General features: G+C 64.8%; 15 protein-coding genes. 6 read left to right on the forward strand and 9 right to left on the reverse strand.

The window, feature by feature from the left end; genetic code table 11:
* The first annotated feature begins 31 nt into the window (after positions 1-31).
* A complete protein-coding gene (locus J0H39_15230; GenBank protein ID MBN9498106.1) occupies positions 32-1657 on the forward strand; it encodes an FMN-binding glutamate synthase family protein in 1626 nt (541 codons plus the stop codon).
* Here the strand turns inward: J0H39_15230 and J0H39_15235 are convergent.
* Positions 1654-2070: a thermonuclease family protein gene (locus tag J0H39_15235; protein MBN9498107.1), complete on the reverse strand. Its 417-nt coding sequence runs from the start codon at positions 2068-2070 to the stop codon at positions 1654-1656. The two genes, J0H39_15230 and J0H39_15235, sit on opposite strands and share 4 nt — an antisense overlap.
* A gap of 55 nt (positions 2071-2125) precedes the next feature.
* On the opposite strand from J0H39_15235, the gene J0H39_15240 reads away from it, so the two are divergent.
* The gene (locus J0H39_15240; GenBank protein MBN9498108.1) at positions 2126-2905 is read left to right on the forward strand and encodes a hypothetical protein; all 780 of its coding nucleotides are present in this window, start codon (positions 2126-2128) and stop codon (positions 2903-2905) included.
* On the opposite strand, the gene J0H39_15245 is transcribed toward J0H39_15240, so the two are convergent.
* Both J0H39_15245 and J0H39_15250 read right to left on the reverse strand, forming a co-directional pair.
* Complete coding sequence (locus J0H39_15245; protein ID MBN9498109.1) at positions 2902-3786, reverse strand: 50S ribosomal protein L11 methyltransferase; 885 nt, start codon at positions 3784-3786, stop codon at positions 2902-2904. The genes J0H39_15240 and J0H39_15245 overlap by 4 nt on opposite strands.
* 4 nt (positions 3787-3790) lie before the next feature.
* Entirely contained in the window at positions 3791-6010 is a 2220-nt protein-coding gene (locus J0H39_15250) for a UvrD-helicase domain-containing protein (GenBank protein ID MBN9498110.1), read from the reverse strand.
* 91 nt (positions 6011-6101) lie between these two features.
* On the opposite strand from J0H39_15250, the gene J0H39_15255 reads away from it, so the two are divergent.
* Complete coding sequence (locus J0H39_15255; GenBank protein ID MBN9498111.1) at positions 6102-7082, forward strand: serine protease; 981 nt, start codon at positions 6102-6104, stop codon at positions 7080-7082.
* Here the strand turns inward: J0H39_15255 and J0H39_15260 are convergent.
* On the reverse strand, positions 7079-7558 hold the full coding sequence (locus tag J0H39_15260; GenBank protein ID MBN9498112.1) for a thioesterase family protein: 480 nt from the start codon (positions 7556-7558) through the stop codon (positions 7079-7081). The two genes, J0H39_15255 and J0H39_15260, sit on opposite strands and share 4 nt — an antisense overlap.
* A gap of 32 nt (positions 7559-7590) precedes the next feature.
* Here J0H39_15260 and J0H39_15265 point away from each other — a divergent pair, with 32 nt between their 5' ends.
* Positions 7591-8553, forward strand: coding sequence for a hypothetical protein (locus J0H39_15265; protein ID MBN9498113.1), 963 nt, complete (start codon positions 7591-7593; stop codon positions 8551-8553).
* Here the strand turns inward: J0H39_15265 and metH are convergent, their stop codons facing one another.
* Genes metH through J0H39_15285 form a run of 4 tightly spaced genes read right to left on the reverse strand, consistent with a single transcriptional unit; the run spans position 8554 to position 14097 of the window.
* Positions 8554-11193, reverse strand: coding sequence for a methionine synthase (gene metH, locus J0H39_15270; protein ID MBN9498114.1), 2640 nt, complete (start codon positions 11191-11193; stop codon positions 8554-8556).
* A 1-nt stretch (position 11194) separates the two neighbouring features.
* The gene (locus tag J0H39_15275) at positions 11195-12247 is read right to left on the reverse strand and encodes a homocysteine S-methyltransferase family protein (GenBank protein MBN9498115.1); all 1053 of its coding nucleotides are present in this window, start codon (positions 12245-12247) and stop codon (positions 11195-11197) included.
* Between the two features lie 10 nt (positions 12248-12257).
* Positions 12258-13139: a methylenetetrahydrofolate reductase [NAD(P)H] gene (gene metF, locus J0H39_15280; protein ID MBN9498116.1), complete on the reverse strand. Its 882-nt coding sequence runs from the start codon at positions 13137-13139 to the stop codon at positions 12258-12260.
* A gap of 10 nt (positions 13140-13149) precedes the next feature.
* Positions 13150-14097, reverse strand: a complete 948-nt coding sequence (locus tag J0H39_15285; GenBank protein MBN9498117.1) for a metalloregulator ArsR/SmtB family transcription factor — start codon at positions 14095-14097, stop codon at positions 13150-13152.
* 330 nt (positions 14098-14427) lie between these two features.
* On the opposite strand from J0H39_15285, the gene J0H39_15290 reads away from it, so the two are divergent.
* A complete protein-coding gene (locus J0H39_15290) occupies positions 14428-15252 on the forward strand; it encodes a VacJ family lipoprotein (protein ID MBN9498118.1) in 825 nt (274 codons plus the stop codon).
* Positions 15253-15281: 29 nt separating this feature from the next.
* On the forward strand, positions 15282-15920 hold the full coding sequence (locus tag J0H39_15295; GenBank protein MBN9498119.1) for an ABC transporter substrate-binding protein: 639 nt from the start codon (positions 15282-15284) through the stop codon (positions 15918-15920).
* Positions 15921-15994: 74 nt separating this feature from the next.
* Here the strand turns inward: J0H39_15295 and ettA are convergent, their stop codons facing one another.
* On the reverse strand, positions 15995-17677 hold the full coding sequence (gene ettA, locus J0H39_15300) for an energy-dependent translational throttle protein EttA (GenBank protein ID MBN9498120.1): 1683 nt from the start codon (positions 17675-17677) through the stop codon (positions 15995-15997).
* Positions 17678-17763 lie beyond the last annotated feature (86 nt).

Raw genomic sequence — 17763 nt, forward strand, 5'->3', positions numbered from 1 at the left:
TCGCCGTAAGAAATCCGGCCGGGAGAATTTCATGTCCGCGTTGTCGCTCGCCTTCGCGCCCCGCTATATCTGCCTCACCCTCGCCAATTTGCTGTTCGCCGCCGTCGCGATCTATGTCGCGGCCAGCGGGTCTTTCGGCTGGGTCGAGGGCGTTGCGCTCGCCGCGACCGGCGGCGTCGCACTGCTCGGCTGGCGCGACTTGACCCAGCGCCGCCACGCGATCTTGCGCAACTATCCCATCGCCGCGCATTTGCGCTTCCTGCTCGAAGAAATCCGGCCGGAGATGCGCCAGTATTTCTTCGAGGACGAAAAGACCGGCATGCCGTTCAGCCGCGACAAGCGCGCGGTCGTCTATCAGCGCGCCAAGGCGGTGCTCGACAAGCGCCCCTTCGGCACGCAATACGACGTCTACGCCGAAGGCTACGAATGGCTGCATCATTCGGTGGCCCCCCGCCCGTTGAACGGCGACGATTTTCGCGTGCGCGTCGGCGCGCCCGGCACCGAGAACGCTTATTCGGCGTCGGTGTTCAACATTTCGGCGATGAGCTTCGGTTCGCTGTCGTCCAACGCGATCCTGGCGCTGAACAAGGGCGCCAAGCTCGGCGGCTTCGCGCACGACACCGGCGAAGGCGGCTTCAGCCCCTATCACCGCGAGAACGGCGGCGACATCATCTGGGAACTGGGCTCCGGTTATTTTGGTGCCCGCAACGCCGACGGCAGTTTCTCGCCGGAGAAATTCGCGGAAACCGCGAGGCACCCACAGATCAAAATGGTCGAGCTCAAAATGAGCCAGGGTGCGAAACCCGGCCATGGCGGCGTGTTGCCGGCGGCGAAGGTCAGCGAGGAGATTTCCAAGACGCGCGGGATTCCCATGGGCGTCGACTGCATTTCGCCCGCCAGCCATTCGGCCTTCGCCACGCCGATCGAGATGATGAAATTCATCGGCGAAATGCGCCGCCTGTCGGGCGGCAAACCCGCCGGGTTCAAGCTGTGCATCGGCCATCGCTGGGAGTTCCTCGCGATCTGCAAGGCGATGCTGGAAACCGGCATCCTGCCCGATTTCATCGTCGTCGACGGCAAGGAGGGCGGCACGGGTGCCGCCCCGCTCGAATTCCTCGACCATCTGGGCACGCCGTTGCGCGAAGGTCTCGACTTCGTCCACAACGCGCTGATCGGCATCGGCGTGCGCGAACATATCCGCGTGGGCGCCTCGGGCAAGATCGCGTCGGCCTTCGACGTGGCGCGCGCGATGGCGCTGGGGGCGGATTGGTGCAATTCGGCGCGCGGCTTCATGTTCGCGCTGGGCTGCATCCAATCGCAAAGCTGCCACACCGATCGCTGCCCGACCGGTGTGGCGACGCAAGACCCAACGCGCGCGCGCGCGTTGGACGTGCCCGACAAATCCGAGCGCGTGCGCAGCTTCCACAAACAGACTTTGCATGCGCTGGCGGAGCTCGTGGCAGCCGCCGGCCTCGACCATCCCGGCCAGTTCCGTCGCGCGCATTTCTTCCGCCGCTTGGCCGACCACGAAGTCGGCAGCTTCGCCGAGTTGTATCCCGAATTGGAAAGCGGCGAATTGCTGCGCGGGACGCGCGACAAGCGCTTCGCCGATGCGTGGCGTCTGGCGCGCGCGGATTCGTTCCAGCCCGCCCCTTAACCGGGGCACCAACCTTTGCGCGCGCCACCCGCATAAGGCCGGGCGAGATTCTGCGATACCAGCGTATCGCCCAGATCGCGCCCGTCGATCGCGACATGGGCGAGCGTGCGGCCGTATTTGTCGCGGCCCTTCTCCGGCACCACGCGCACGGTCGCGGTTTCCATCGCGATCAGTGCCGCGAGCTTGGCGCGCTCCGCCGCCTGGATTTCCGCCGGGCATTGGCCGTGGAGTTCGGGCGCGTCGATATTGACGAGCCGGATACGCCGCCCGCCGCAATCGATCGTGTCGCCGTCCACGGCATGGCATTCGCCCGGCGCGAAGTTGCGGGGCGTCATATCGGTGCGGTCCCAGAGTGCGGTGCCGCCCGCGGCCGCCGCCGCGACCGCAAGAATTGCGAAGGATTTACGTTTCATCGGCCGCATTTTAACCAAGCATTGCGCGGATAGACGCGCTAATTTTTGCGCCGTCATGTTCGCCAAAGGCCCGCTCCAAATCCGCCACGCCGTGGTCACGATGCTCGACGCGTTCGTCGCGACGGCCGACGAGGCCGCGATGCGCAACGGCGGGCAAGTCACCGCTGACGATATCGCCAAGATCGCCGATGCGATGAAGCAATCGGGCGAGATGGACAATTTCTATCGCGCGGTGTTCGGCCAGATCGTCAACACGATCGTCGAGGCGCAGAACCAGAACCGCCGCGTCAACGCCTTCGGCCGCTTGGTCGTGCATCCGCTGTCGGATTTCTTCCAATCGCAGCAGCTCGATCGCGGCATGCTGCATAACTTCTTTTTCTTCGTCCATTCGCTGGTCGGCGAGACCGAGCAGGAATGGAACGACGCCTGCGCCGATATCGTCGAGGAGTTGCGCGCCAAGCTGGGCGAAAGTTTCACCTGGGACGATTTCTATCGCGACCCGCGCGCCGAGACGATTTTCTGGCAGGTGCTGGTGAAGATCGCGCAAGCCTTCAAGCGCTTCGAAACGCGCCGCGATTGGCTGTTCAAGATCATGCAGCACAAGCAGACTTCGATCAGCCTGGCGCCGAACAAATACGTCAATCTCGGCGACGGCCACGACGTGGCGCAATTCACCAAGGCCGATTTCCTGACCGTGTTCGACAATCTGTTCGCGCCCGTGCGCAATCTGAGCTTCGAACAAGCCGTGCGCTTCGAACAGGCGACGGGGCTCGAGCCCAAAGCCGCGTTCGCGAAGTTCTTCGACGACCTCGCTGCCTATCGCGCGGAAGGCTAGCGCTTCCTTTTCAGCACCAGCGTGCGCCAGCCGGCCGTATCGGGCCCGGCCTTGGCGCGGCCTACGAAGGTGAGGCCGCGCGCGAGATAGGCGCGCAGCACCCAGGTCTCCTGTTCGGCCAGCAAGCCCGACAGCACGAGATTGCCGCCCGGCCTCACGCTGCGCGACAAGGGTGTGGCGAGCTGCGTCAGCGGCCGCGCCAGAATATTCGCGATCGACAGATCGAAGCGCCGCCGCGTGGGCGGCATTTTGGCAAAGCCGTTCGCCGCGATCACCTTCACGCGGCGCGCCACACCGTTGTCGCGCATATTGATCCGCGCGAGATCGGCCGAGGCGACGTCGATATCCGAGGCGAGCACGCGCTTGGCACCCGCGCGCACCGCACCGATCGCCAGAATGCCGGAGCCCGTCCCCAGGTCGAGCACGTTGCGGATCCGGCGGCGCTTGGCGATCGCTTCGATTGCCGCAAGACAGCCTTTGGTCGTCGCATGCTCGCCCGAGCCGAAGGCGATCGACGCATCGAGCGCCACCGACCACGCACCTGCGGGCGGCTTGTCGGCGATATGGCTGCCATAGACGAAGAAGCGACCGATCTTCAGCGGCGGAAACGACGCGCGGTTTTCCGCGAGCCAATCGCGCTCCGGCAGTTCGTCGACCTCGAGCGTGGGCACCGGGCGGCGCAATTCCTTCGCCGCCGCGATGATCGGCGGCGCGAGGCGCCCGAGATCGGGCTTCGTTTCGAAATAGGCTTCGATGCGCCACGGGCCTTGCGGCGACGTTTCGAACGCGGTCACGGCGCCCGCTTCTTCTTCGAGCGTGCGCACATAGGCCTCTTGCGAGACCGCGTCGCCGATCAGCACCAAACGCCAGAGAGTGGCCATCGCCTCACGCCTTCCGAACGAAACTGTCCATGACCTTTTTGGGCCCGGTATGCTCGAACTCGATTTCGAGCTTGCCCGCCTCGGCCGCGACCACGCGACCATAACCGAATTTCTCGTGGAACACGCGCATACCCGGCACGAAATCGGGGGCCGCGCGTTCGCCCAAACGCGTCGCTTTGCCTTCGAGCAACGGCGCACGCGTGCGGCCGAAGCTGCGCGGATTGCGGGCAAAGGGATCCTCGGCGAAATCGGGACCGGAGCCCCATAGCCCCGTCTCCGCCTTCACATCGACATCCGAGGCGGGCAGTTCCGCGACAAAGCGCGACGGAATCGAGGATTGCCAGGTGTTGTAGATGCGCCGGTTGGCCGCGAAGGTGACGTAAGCGTGTTTGCGCGCGCGCGTGAGGCCGACATGTGCCAAGCGGCGCTCTTCCTCCAGGCCTTCCTCGCCCTTCTCGTCGAGCGCGCGCGGATGGGGGAACAGGCCTTCCTCCCAGCCCGGCAAAAACACGACGTCGAATTCGAGGCCCTTGGCGGCGTGCAGCGTCATCAAGCTCGCCATTTCGTCCGAGGCTTTCTCCACGCTCTCCATCACCAGCGAAACGTGTTCGAGGAACGCGGGCAGCGTGTCGAACTCCTCGATCGCGGCGACGAGCTCCTTCAAGTTTTCGAGGCGGCCGGGCGCTTCCGGGCTTTTGTCCATCTGCCACATCGCGGTGTAGCCGCTCTCGTCCAGAATGGTGCGGACGAGATCGGCATGCCCGATCGTCTCGAGGCCCGCGCGCCAACGCGCGAAATCCTCGACCAGCCGCGTCAACGAACGCCGCGGCGCGGGCTTCAATTCATCGGTGCCGATGATTTCCTGCGACGCGGCATAAAGCGAAATGCGCCGCGCCGAAGCAAGGCCGCGCACGATGCGCAACGCCGCATCGCCCAACCCGCGCTTGGGCGTGTTGACGATCCGCTCGAACGCCAGATCGTCGTCTTGCTGCACGGTCACGCGCAGATAGGCGATCGCGTCGCGGATTTCCTGGCGTTCGTAGAAGCGCGGGCCCCCGACGACGCGGTACGGCAGCCCCAACGTGACGAAGCGCTCTTCGAATTCGCGCGTCTGGAATCCGGCGCGCACCAGCACGGCGATCTGCGACAGCGGCACCTTGGCCCGTTGATGGGCCTCGATCTCCTCGCCCACGAAGCGCGCTTCTTCCTCGCCGTCCCACACGGGCTTCACGACGACTTTCTCGCCGCCCTTGTCGGCGGTCCACAGCGTCTTGCCGAGGCGCCCGCGATTATGCGCGATCAGCGACGACGCGGCCGACAGGATATGTTCGGTCGAGCGATAGTTCTGTTCGAGCCGCACGACCTTGGCGCCCGGGAAATCCTGCTCGAAGCGCAGAATGTTGCCGACTTCCGCGCCGCGCCAGCCATAGATCGACTGGTCGTCGTCGCCCACGCAGCAGATATTGCGATGGCCTTGGGCCAGGATGCGCAGCCACAGATATTGCGCGACGTTCGTGTCCTGATACTCGTCGACCAGTATGTATTTGAACTTGCGGTGATACTCGGCCAGCACCGACGCGTCGTTCTGGAAGATCGTCAGCGTGTGCAGCAGCAGATCGCCGAAATCGACGGCGTTGAGCGTCTTCAAACGCTCCTGATACATCGCGTAGATCTCGACCGCGCGGCCGTTGGCGACTTCCGACGCCGCCTCGGCCGTCACGCGCTGGGGCGAGAGGCCGCGATCCTTCCAACGCTCGATCACGCCGTGCACCACGCGCGCGGGCCAGCGTTTGTCGTCGATCCCTTCGGCCTGGAGCAATTGCTTGATCAGCCGGATCTGGTCGTCCTGGTCGAGGATCGTGAAATTGCTTTTAAGGCCCGCAAGCTCGGCATGGCGGCGCAGGATGCGTGCGGCGAGCGCGTGGAAGGTGCCGAGCCACATGCCCTCCGCCGTTTCGCCGATGATCGCGGCGACGCGCTCGCGCATCTGGGCGGCGGCTTTATTCGTAAAGGTCACGGCCAGAACCTGGCCGGGGAACGCCTTGCGCTGGACCAGCAGATGGGCGATTCGCGTGGTCAGCACGCGGGTTTTGCCCGTCCCCGCCCCGGCCAGCACCAGCAACGGCCCGTCCAGCGTGCGCACGGCATCGAGCTGGGGCGGGTTCAATCCGCGCAGATAGGGCGGCAACGACTCGGGAACGATCTCGACCATCGGCGCCCTCATAGCATACGAAATCGCACGGGGGGACTTGGCGGCGCGACCGGAAAGGCCCATGCTCTTTCCTATGCCATTTCCCCCGGTCCGCGCGGCCGTCTTGGCCGCTCTCCTCGCCTTCACCGCCCCGCTTTCGGGCCATGCGCAATCGCTCGAAACGATCGTCGAGCCGGTGATGCGCTTCAAAGCCTATGTGCCCGCCGATGCGCGCACCGCGACCGGCTTGGGGCGCGAGCGCGAAGGCTCGGCCATTTTGATCGACGCGAGCGGCCTGATGCTGACCGTCGGCTATTTGATGGTCGAGGCCGAGCGCGCCGACGTGGAATTGCCCGATGGCTCGGTCGCGGCGGCCGAAATCGTCGCCTATGACCACGACACCGGCTTGGGCCTGTTGCGCGCGCGCGTGGCCGCGCGCGCGGCCAAGCCCGTGGCGTTGGCGCGCAATGCCGAGGACGTGAAGCAAGGCGATTCGGTTTTGGTCGTGCCCTTCGGCGGCGTGGACAACGCCGCCCCGGCGCGCGTCGTCTCGCGCCGGCCTTTCGCGGGCAATTGGGAATATATGCTCGACAGCGCGATCTTCACCGTGCCGCCGCATCCGTTGTGGAGCGGGGCGGCGTTGCTCGACGCGCGCGGGCGGTTGATCGGCGTGGGCTCGCTGATCGTCAACGACGCGAGCGGGGCGCGCGGCAGCGGCGAAGGCCCGCGCGTGCCCGGCAACGTGTTCGTGCCCATCGACGTGCTCGAGCCGATTTTCGCCGACATGATCGCCGAAGGCCGCGCGATGACGCCGCGCCGCCCCTGGACCGGCATGACGCTGGAGGAAACGCCGCAAGGCTTGGTCGTCGCGCGCGTCACCCCCGGCGGCCCGGCGGAACGTGGCGGGATGTCGCGCGGCGACACGATCGCGGGCATCAAAGGCAAGGCCACGCCCACGCTGGTCGAATTCTATCGCGGGCTGTGGGCGCAAGGCCCGGCGGGCACGCAGGTCGAATTCGACGTGCAGCGCGAAGGCCGCATCCAGCGCCAGACCCTGCGCTCGGTCGACCGGCTCGATCAGCTCAATCTGAAACGCGCACCCTAACGCTTCATCGCGACAGCGCGGCCGACCCCATCCGGCAAGGGCAGCGCCGCATGCGCCGCGACGGCGTCGCGTGCGCGTTGCAGATCGTCGGGCGCCATCGAACCCGCTTTGCGCGTTGTCATGTCGACCACCAGCGACATGACCTCGAACGTCGCGGCGACGGCGCCGGTCTCGGCATTGCGCATGATATGGAAATGGTGGAGCCGCTTGGCGTCGGCCCCCAGCAGGCGCGATTCGACCGTCAGCAGCGCGCCGAGCTTCACTTCGCCCAGATAGCGGATATGCGCCTCGACCGCGAAATGCGAGCGCCCGGCGGCTTCACGCCAATCGCGGCCATAGCCCAATGCTTCGAACAACACATCGACCGCATTGTCGAACACGACGACGTAATAGGCGACGTTCATATGGCCGTTGAAGTCGATCCATTCCGGGCGCACGCGTTCCGAATGGCGGTCGAACGGGGTCGGGAAATTCAACGCTTTGCCTCCTGGCGGCCGGGCCTGTAGCTTTGGCGGCCCCGGCGGTTCCGGGCAAGGAAAAGATCATTCTGGGTTTTCTCGATTTTCTCGCACGTCACGCGCGCTGGGCGATGCCGTCGGGCCTCGCGATCGGCATCGCGCTGCCCGATCTTGCCGCCGCGTTGAAGCCGATCCTGTCGCCGTCGGTCGTGCTGATCCTGCTTGCGTCGATGCTGCGCGTGTCGCCCGCGTCGATCGGCGCGGCGTTCGGGCGCTTGCCGATGCTGGGCTTCGCCTGGGTCTGGGCGCTGCTCGCCGTGCCCTTCATCACCTTGGTGATCGGCGCCGCGTTGGGTCTGCCGCGCGATCTGCACGATGCGCTAACGGTCAGCGCCGCCGCCCCGCCCTTGCTGTTCGGGGCGATGTTCGCGGCCGTGGTCGGGCTCGATGCGGGGCTTGCATTGGTCACCGTGCTGGGCGGCACGATGATCGCGGCGCTGACGATTCCGCTCGTCGCGGCATTGGCGGGTTTGAATCTCGGCGACGTCACGACCGGCGAGTTCCTGCTGCGCTCGGTCGGCATTATCGCGGGCACGGCGATCGCCGCTTACCTCGTTCGGCGCGTCTTGGGCGAAGCGCGGTTGCAAGCGAACGCCAAGATCCTGGAAGGGATCGGCGTGTTGCTGATGATCGTGTTCGCCGTCGCGGTGATGGACGGGATCACCGCCATCGCCATGGCCGAGCCATGGCGCCTCGCCGCGTTCGTGATCGCGGCCTTCGCGCTGAATTTGGGGCTTCAAGCCGGCTCGGCGCTGATCTTCTGGCGCAAAGGTATTCGCACCGCCGGGACGATGGCGGTGGCGACGGGCTTCCGCAACAACGCGCTGCTGATCGCCATTCTGCCGCCGCCCACGCCGCCCGAAATCCTGCTGTTCATCGCGGCGGCGCAATTCCCGATCTATATCGTGCCCAGCCTCGCCTGGAAGCTTTACACCCGCGCGGCGAAGGGCTGATCAGCTCTCGTAGCCGAGATTCGGGCGCAGCCACTTCTCGGCTTGCGCCACGTCCACGCCGCGACGATGCGCGAATTCGGCAACTTGGTCCTTGCCGATCCGCGCCACGCCGAAATACGACGCCTGCGGATGCGCGAAGTAATAGCCGGAGACGGAGGCCGTCGGCAGCATCGCGAAGCTTTCCGTCAGCTTCATGCGCGCCTTGTGTTGCGCATCAAGCAAGCGGAACAGCTCCGGCTTCTGGCTGTGGTCGGGGCACGCGGGATAGCCCGGCGCCGGGCGGATGCCGCGATATTTCTCCGCGACGATCTCCTCGTTCGTGAGCTTCTCGTCCGCCGCGTAGCCCCAGAATTCCTTGCGCACGCGCTCGTGCAAACGTTCGGCGAAGGCTTCGGCCAAGCGATCGGCCAGCGCCTTCAGTAGAATATCCGAGTAATCGTCATGCGCCGCCTTGAAGCGCGCCAGATGCGCTTCGATGTCGTGGCCCGAGGTCACCGCGAAGCCGCCGATATAATCCGCGTCGGGCGAGACGAAATCGGCCAAGCACATATTCGGCCGGTCGGCGCGCTTGCCAATCTGCTGACGCAGGAAATAAAGCCGCGAAATTTCCTCGACGCGATCCTCGTCGGCGTAGATCGCCACGTCGTCGCCGATGCGCTTGCACGGCCAGAAGCCGACCACGCCCTTGGCGACCAGCCACTTTTCTTTGACGATGCGGTCGAGCATGCGCTTGGCGTCGTCGAACAGATTGCGCGCGCTGGGGCCCACTTTTTCGTCGTCGAGAATCGACGGGTAGGTGCCGGCGAGTTCCCAGGCGCGGAAGAACGGCGTCCAGTCGATACGCTCGACCAATTCGGCCAGCGGATAATCCTCGAAGGCGCGCGTGCCCAGGAATTTGGGCTTGGGCATGTCGTATTTCGCCCAATCGATCTTCAAACCGTTGGCGCGCGCTTCGGCGAGCGGCACCAGATTGTCCTTGGCCCCGCCCGCGCGCTCGACGCGGATACGCTCGTATTCCGCGCGCACATCGGCGTTGAAGCCGTCGGCTTGCGTATCCGACAGCAAGGCCGAGCACACACCCACGGCGCGCGAGGCGTCGAGCACATGCACCGTCGGCCCGTCGTAGCGCGGCGCGATACGCAAGGCCGTATGCGTCTTCGACGTGGTCGCCCCGCCGATCAGCAGCGGAATCTTCAGGCCCGTGCGCTTCATCTCCTCGGCGACCGTCACCATCTCGTCCAGCGACGGCGTGATGAGACCGGAGAGGCCGATGATGTCGGCCTTGTTCTCGTTCGCCGCTTTCAGGATGTCCTGTACGGGCACCATGACGCCCAGATCGACGACTTCGTAGTTGTTGCACTGGAGCACGACGCCGACGATGTTCTTGCCGATGTCGTGGACGTCGCCCTTGACCGTCGCCATGACGATCTTGCCCTTGGAGCGCGATTCGGCCGTCTTCTCCGCCTCGATATAGGGGATGAGATGCGCGACCGCCTTCTTCATCACCCGCGCGGATTTGACGACCTGCGGCAGGAACATCTTGCCCGCCCCGAACAGATCGCCGACGACGTTCATGCCGTCCATCAGCGGGCCTTCGATCACTTCGATCGGCTTGGCCGCTTGCAGCCGCGCTTCTTCCGTATCCTCGACCACGTATTGGTCGATGCCCTTCACCAGCGCGTGTTCGATGCGCTTGATCACGGGCCAGGTGCGCCATTCGAGCTCGGCCGCGTCCGGCACGTCGCCGGTCTTTTTGTATTTCGGCGCGAGCGTGAGCAGGCGCTCGGTCGAATCCTTGCGGCGGTTGAGGATCACGTCCTCGCACGCATCGCGCAATTCGGCCGGGATCGCGTCGTAAACGTCGAGCTGGCCGGCGTTGACGATGCCCATATCCATCCCCGCCTTGATGGCGTGATAGAGGAACACCGAATGCATCGCGCGGCGCACGGGCTCGTTGCCGCGAAAGCTGAACGACAGATTCGACACGCCGCCCGAGATATGGACATGCGGGCAGCGGCGCTTGATTTCCTTCGTCGCCTCGATGAAGTCGACGCCGTAATTGTCGTGCTCCTCGATGCCGGTCGCGACCGCGAAGATGTTCGGATCGAAGATGATGTCTTCGGCCGGGAAGCCGATCTTCTCGGTCAGCAGCTTGTAGGCGCGCTCGCAGATCTCGACCTTGCGCTTCTGCGTATCGGCCTGGCCCTTCTCGTCGAACGCCATGACGACGACGGCGGCCCCGTAGCGGCGGACCATCTTGGCGTGATGGAAGAAGGCTTCCTCGCCTTCCTTCAGCGAGATCGAGTTGACGATCGGCTTGCCGGCGACGCATTTCAGCCCCGCCTCGATCACCGACCATTTGGAGCTGTCGATCATCACCGGCACGCGGCTGATATCGGGCTCCGCCGCGATCAGCTTGAGGAACGTCTCCATCGCCTTTTCAGCGTCGAGAAGCCCTTCGTCCATGTTGACGTCGATGATTTGCGCGCCCGCCTCGACCTGCTGGCGCGCGACATCGACCGCCTTGGCGTAGTCGCCCGCGAGGATCAGCTTCTTGAACGCGGCCGAGCCGGTGACGTTGGTGCGCTCGCCGACATTGACGAAGGTCGCGACTTGCTGGGTATTCGTTGCGTCGGTCATGTCAAAAATTCGCCGCTTCCATGCCGGCGAGCCGCAAACGCGCGCCGATTTTCGGGATCTCGCGGGGCTTCACCCCGGCGACCGATTGCGCGATCGCGTTGATATGCGCGGGCGTGGTGCCGCAGCAGCCGCCGACGACGTTGATCCAGCCGTTGCGCGCCCACACGCCGACCAGACGCCCGGTCATTTCCGGCGGCTCGTCGTAAGCGCCCATGTCGTTGGGCAGGCCCGCATTGGGATAGACGCAGATCAGCGTATCGACGCGCGAATTGAGCTCGCCGACATAAGGGTGAAGCTCGGTCGCCCCGAACGAGCAGTTCATGCCCATCGTCAGGGGTTTGGCATGGCGCATCGAGTTCCAGAACGCTTCGACCGTCTGGCCGGAGAGATTGCGCCCGGCCATGTCGGTCAGCGTGAAGGAACACATCACCGGGATTTCCTCGCCGCGCGCTTCGCCCGCATCGGCGACGGCGACCAACGCCGCCTTGGCGTTCAGCGAGTCGAACACGGTTTCGACGGCGATGAAATCCACGCCGCCGTCGAGCAGACCTTCGATCTGCTCGCGATACGTATCGCGCATCTCCTCGAACGACACGGCGCGATAGCCGGGATTGTTGACGTCCGGGCTGATCGACAGCGTCTTGTTCGTGGGCCCGAGTGCCCCGACGACGAAGAGCGGCTTGGCCGGATTCTTCGCCATCGCCGCATCGACCACGGCGCGGATCACGCGCGCGGAGGCGGTGGCGATTTCCTTCGCCATCGTCTGGATGCCGTAATCGGCCTGGCTGATACGGTTGGCGTTGAACGAGTTCGTCGCCAGCAGATCGGCGCCCGCATCGACATAGGCTTGGCAAATCTCGCTGACCACGTCGGGCCGCGTCAGGTTCAGCAGGTCGTTATTGCCCTTCTGATCCATGTTGAAGCTGCGACCGGCGCGGAAACCGTCTTCGTCGAGCTTGTAGGTCTGGATCATCGAGCCATAGGGCCCGTCCTTCACCAGAATGCGTTCCGACGCGAGCTTGCGGAAGAGCGCGGCTTTTTCGCTGCGGGTCATACTGTGATCCTCATGCCGCCGGGCGCAGGCCCAGAATATGGCAGATCGAATAGGCGAGATCGGCGCGGTTCAGCGTGTAGAAGTGGAACGAATCCACGCCGTGTTCCTGCAAGCGGCGGCATTGTTCGGCCGCGACCATCGCGGCGACCAGACGGCGCGTATCGGGATCGCCGTCCAAGCCTTCGAACAAATGCGCGAGCCACGCCGGAACCGACGCGCCGCACATTTTGGAGAATTTCACGACCTGCGCGAAATTCGTGACCGGCAGAATGCCGGGCACGATCTCGGCTGAAATGCCGCGCGCGGCGACCTTGTCGCGATAGCGCAGATAGACTTCCGCATCGAAGAAATACTGCGTGATGGCGCGCGTCGCACCCGCATCCAGCTTCGCTTTGAGGAAGTCGATATCCTTTTCCGCATCCGGCGAGTCCGGATGTTTTTCGGGATAGGCGCCGACCGAGATTTCGAAATCGCCGATCTTCTTGATGCCCGCGATCAGATCGTTGGCATAGGCGTAGCCGCCCGGATGCGGCGCGTATTTCGCGGCTCCCGCCGGCGGGTCACCTCGAAGAGCTACAATATGCCGCACGCCCGCGTCCCAATAACCGCGCACGACGTCGTCGATTTCGTCGCGCGTCGCGGAAACGCAAGTCAGATGCGCCGCCGGCTTCAGCTTGGTTTCCTGAACCAGACGCTTGACGGTCGCGTGGGTGCGTTCGCGCGTCGTGCCGCCGGCACCGTAGGTGACCGACACGAAGCGCGGCGCCAAGGGGGCGAGACGCTCGACCGAGGCCCACAACGTCTTTTCCATCTCCTCGTTCTTCGGTGGGAAGAACTCGAAGGAGATGTTCAGCTTGTGGCCCGGCGCGGAACCGAACAGACGCGGCGACATGGGGGTTTCCTCAGGAAAGGGGCCGGTCGGCGGCCCAGAGACAAACGGTGAGCGGATTGCCCGGCAAGGCGATGGGCTCGGCGGGAATGAGGCCGGCGGCGGAAAGCCAGGCGCGCATTTCGGAATCGGCGAAACCCAATCGGCGATGCGCGTGACGCGCGCGCAGCTCGTCCTGCGCATGCGGGGCGAAATCGACGACGACGAGGCGCCCGCCGGGCGCGAGCACGCGCGCGGCTTCCGCCAGCACAGCGGCGGGATCGTCGGCGAAATGCAGGACTTGATGGATCACTACCGCGCCGAAGGTTGGCTCGTCCCACGGCAGGCGATACATGTCGCCCTGGCGCACATAGGCGTTGGGCAAATTCGCGTTGGCGAGATTGGCGCGCGCGACGCGCAGCATATCGACCGAGGAATCGATGCCGATGCCCTTCACGCCGTGACGGCCGAATAGTTCGAGGACGCGGCCCGTGCCCGTGCCGATATCCAGCAACTCGCCCGCGATCTTCGCCGGCGGCAACAGTGCCAGCAGCCGCTTTTCGACTTCCGCGTCGTCGACATGCAGCGAGCGGATCTCGTCCCAACGTTCGGCGTTCGCCGCGAAATACTCCCCCGCCAAAGTCGCGCGCGCGGCGCGCACGGCAGTCAAACCGTCGCGATCGCGGGACAGCTGCGGGTCGGCCTTGGGGATCATGTCGGCGATCTGGCGCACCAAGCCGTTGGCCCTGCCGCCTTCGGCCAGGCGGTAGAAAACCCAGCCGCCCTCCGGCAAACGGTCCAACAGCCCGGCATCGCAAAGCAGCTTCAAATGCCGGGACACCCGCGGCTGGCTTTGGCCCAAAATCTGGACCAATTCGCTGACGGTCAGCTCGCCCTCGGCGCACAACGCCATCAGCCGCAGCCGAGTCGGCTCGGCGGCGGCGCGCAATCCCTCAAGAACGGTATCTAATGACCGTGCCATAGCTCAATCTTTATAAAGGTATCTTTATATCTTTCAAGATACATTTTATTCCCCATCCCTCAAATCGCCTGTGAAACTGTGACCGGACCGCAACATCCGGCATGCCTTTGTGGGTATTGCCGCTGGTTGCCTACCCTCCCAGAAGGCCATGTGATAGCTATTTGCGTAAGTTGAGGAATCGGGGCGCCCCCGTTCCGTGCCATGTTCGCTGTCCATCAGGCTTCGGTCGAAGCCGATGTGGCGACGGACAGCGCGAAACGTGTATCGAGAGTGTGGCTACGCGAATCGCCTTAACGAGTGCGTAGAGTCCATAAGGAACGAGTCGTCGAAATGTCCTGCACGCTCCCCCGCTTCGCCCGGCACATCGCTTTGTCGGCCGTTATCGTCGGCACGTTGTCGACGGCGGCTCATGCCGAAGAAGCGCTCGCACCGCGCCAGCAAGCGCAGCAATCGACGGACATCAACGACCCGTTCGAATACGTCAATCGCGGCATCTTCGAGATCAATATTTTCCTCGACGAAATCGCGCTGAAGCCCTTGGCCGCATGGTACGGCGTGCTGCCCGATCGCGCGCGCGAAGGCACGCACAACTTCCTCGCCAATTTGAAGACCCCCTGGGTCGCCGTGAACGACGCCGCGCAAGGCGAAGGCCAGCGCTTCGGCAATTCGATCGCGCGCTTCTTCATCAACACGCTGCTCGGCTTTTTCGGCACGTTCGATCCCGCCGCCCATATGGGCTTCCCCGCGCACGAGGAAGATGCGGGCCAGACCTTCGCTGTCTGGGGTGCGGGCGAAGGCCCCTACATCATGCTGCCGGTCTTCGGGCCGTCCAACGCGCGCGATACGCTCGGCTTCGCGGTCGACTCGTTCCTCGATCCGGTGAACTTCGCCGCCAACCGCTCCGACAAGCTCGACTGGGTGCCCTATGCGCGCGGTGGCGCAAGCGCCATCGACTCGCGTCAGCGCAACTGGCAGACGCTCGAGGATCTGAAGCGCAACTCGACCGACTATTACGCGACGATCCGCCGCGTCTACACCGAACGCCGCCGCGCCGCGATCCGCAACGACGCGGGCGGCGAATCGATGCCGGTGCCGCGCATGTCGGATGCCGACGACGCCCCCGCGCCGTCGCGCGCCGACGCCACGCGCCAGTAACGGTGCGGGCGCCAACGGACGCCGCTTCGATGAAACGCCGGGATTTCCTGATCGCCGCCGCCGCGTTCAGCGCGCTGCCCGGCTTCGCGCTGCCCGGCTTCGCGCTGGCGCAAGGCTCCGGCAATCAGGTGCCGGCCGCTTCGCAGTTCATCGAACGCTTGGCCCAGCGCGCCATCGAAGGCCTGACCACGCGCGACATCGATGCGGGCGAGCGCACCAAGCGCTTCCGCGCGCTGTTCACCGAAAGCTTCGACGTGCCGAAGATCGGCCGCTTCGCGCTGGGCAACGCTTGGCGCACGGCCAACGCGGCCGACCGCGAAGCCTATCTTTCGGCGTTCGAGGATTTCATCGTCGCGAGCTACGCCACGCGCTTCGCCGATTACGGCGGCGAGACGATCCGCGTGGTCAACTCCCGCTCGCTGGAAGACGGCGAAGCCGCCGTCGGCACCCATTTCGTGCGTACGCAAGGCGAGCCGATCCGCGTCGACTGGCGCTTGGCGCCGGACGGCCAGAACTGGAAGATCATCGACGTGGTGATCGAAGGCGTGAGCATGGCGATCACGCAACGCGACGACTTCAACGCGACTGTCCAGCGCAACGGCGGGCGCGTCGGCCCGCTGATCGAGATGCTGCGCGACAAGGTCAAAGCGCCGCCCGCGCGCGGCTGACCGCCGGCCAAGCCCCCAACGAAAAACGGCGCCCGCGCGGGCGCCGTTTTTGTTTGTGCCGATGGGGCGCGCGCTTAGCTGCGCGTCAGCGGCTTGTACTTGATGCGATGCGGCTGGTCGGCGTCGGCACCCAGGCGGCGCTTACGATCCGCTTCGTAATCCTGGTAATTGCCTTCGAACCACACGACTTGGCTGTCGCCTTCGAAGGCCAGGATATGGGTCGCGATGCGATCCAGGAACCAGCGATCGTGGCTGACCACCATGACGCAACCCGAATAGCCGAGCAGCGCTTCTTCGAGGGCGCGCAGCGTATCGACGTCGAGATCGTTGGTCGGTTCGTCGAGCATCAGCAGGTTGGACCCCGCCTTCAGCATCTTGGCGAGTTGCACGCGGTTGCGTTCGCCACCCGACAGCACGCCGACCTTCTTCTGCTGGTCCGTGCCTTTGAAATTGAACGACGCGACATAGGCGCGGCTGGGCACTTTGCGCCCGCCGATTTCCAGAACGTCGTCGCCGCCGGAGATTTCCTCCCACACGGTCTTGTTGGCGTCGAGCGTGTCGCGGCTTTGATCGACATAGCCGAGCTTCACCGTCTCGCCGACGATGAGCTTGCCCGAATCGGGCTTCTCGGCGCCGTTGATCATCTTGAACAGCGTCGTCTTACCCGCACCGTTGGGGCCGATGATGCCCACGATGCCGCCCGCCGGCATGCGGAACGACAGCTTGTCGATCAGCAACTGATCGCCGAAGCCTTTGGTGAGTTCCTCGGCGTTGATGACGGTGTTGCCAAGGCGCGGACCGGGCGCGATCGAGATCTGCACGCTTTCGGGCGCGCGATCGCGTTCCTCCGCGACCAGCGCGTCGTAGGCGGCGATACGCGCCTTGTTCTTGGCCTGGCGCGCGCGCGGGGATTGCCGGATCCATTCGAGCTCGCGCTCCAGCGTCTTCTGGCGGTTCGTTTCCTCCTTGGCTTCGAGCACGAGGCGCTTTTGCTTCTGCTCCAGCCACGAGGAATAATTGCCTTCCCAGGGAATGCCCTTGCCGCGATCGAGTTCCAGGATCCAGCCCGCGACGTTGTCGAGGAAGTAGCGATCGTGGGTCACGGCGACGACGCAGCCCGGATAATCGTGCAGGAAGCGTTCGAGCCACGCGACCGATTCCGCGTCGAGATGGTTGGTCGGTTCGTCGAGCAGCAGCAGATCGGGCTTTTGCAGCAGCAAGCGGCACAAGGCCACGCGGCGGCGCTCGCCGCCCGACAAATTCGTCACGGCCGCGTCGCCCGGCGGGCAACGAAGTGCATCCATCGCGATCTCGATGGTGCGGCTCAAATCCCACGCGTCGGCGGCGTCGATCTTCTCCTGCAGCTCCGCCTGTTCGGCGAGCAGCGCGTTCATCTCGTCGTCGTCGGTGACTTCGCCCAGCTTGTTCGAGACTTCCTCGAACCGATCGACCATCGTCTTGAGCGGCCCGAGGCCTTCCATGACGTTTTCGGCGACCGTCTTCTTGGGATCGAGTTGGGGTTCCTGTTCGAGATAGCCGCAGGTGGCACCCTCGGCCAGGAAATGCTCGCCGCCGGCGTCCTTGTCGCGGCCGGCCATGATCTTCAGCAGCGTCGACTTACCCGCACCGTTGAGGCCGAGTACGCCGATCTTGGCGCCGGGTAGGAAGGACAGCCAAATGTCGTCCATGATCTTCTTCCCGCCGGGGAAGATCTTCGACATGCCCTTCATGACGTAGATGTATTGATATGCGGCCATAAGGGGCGGTCCTTCGAAAATGAATGCGCGTTCGGGCCGCCGGAATAGCACGGTCCCGGCGACGGGCGAAAGAGCGGGGTTTTAAG

The sequence above is a fragment of the Alphaproteobacteria bacterium genome (genome assembly GCA_017308135.1).
Classification (GTDB): domain Bacteria; phylum Pseudomonadota; class Alphaproteobacteria; order CACIAM-22H2; family CACIAM-22H2; genus Tagaea.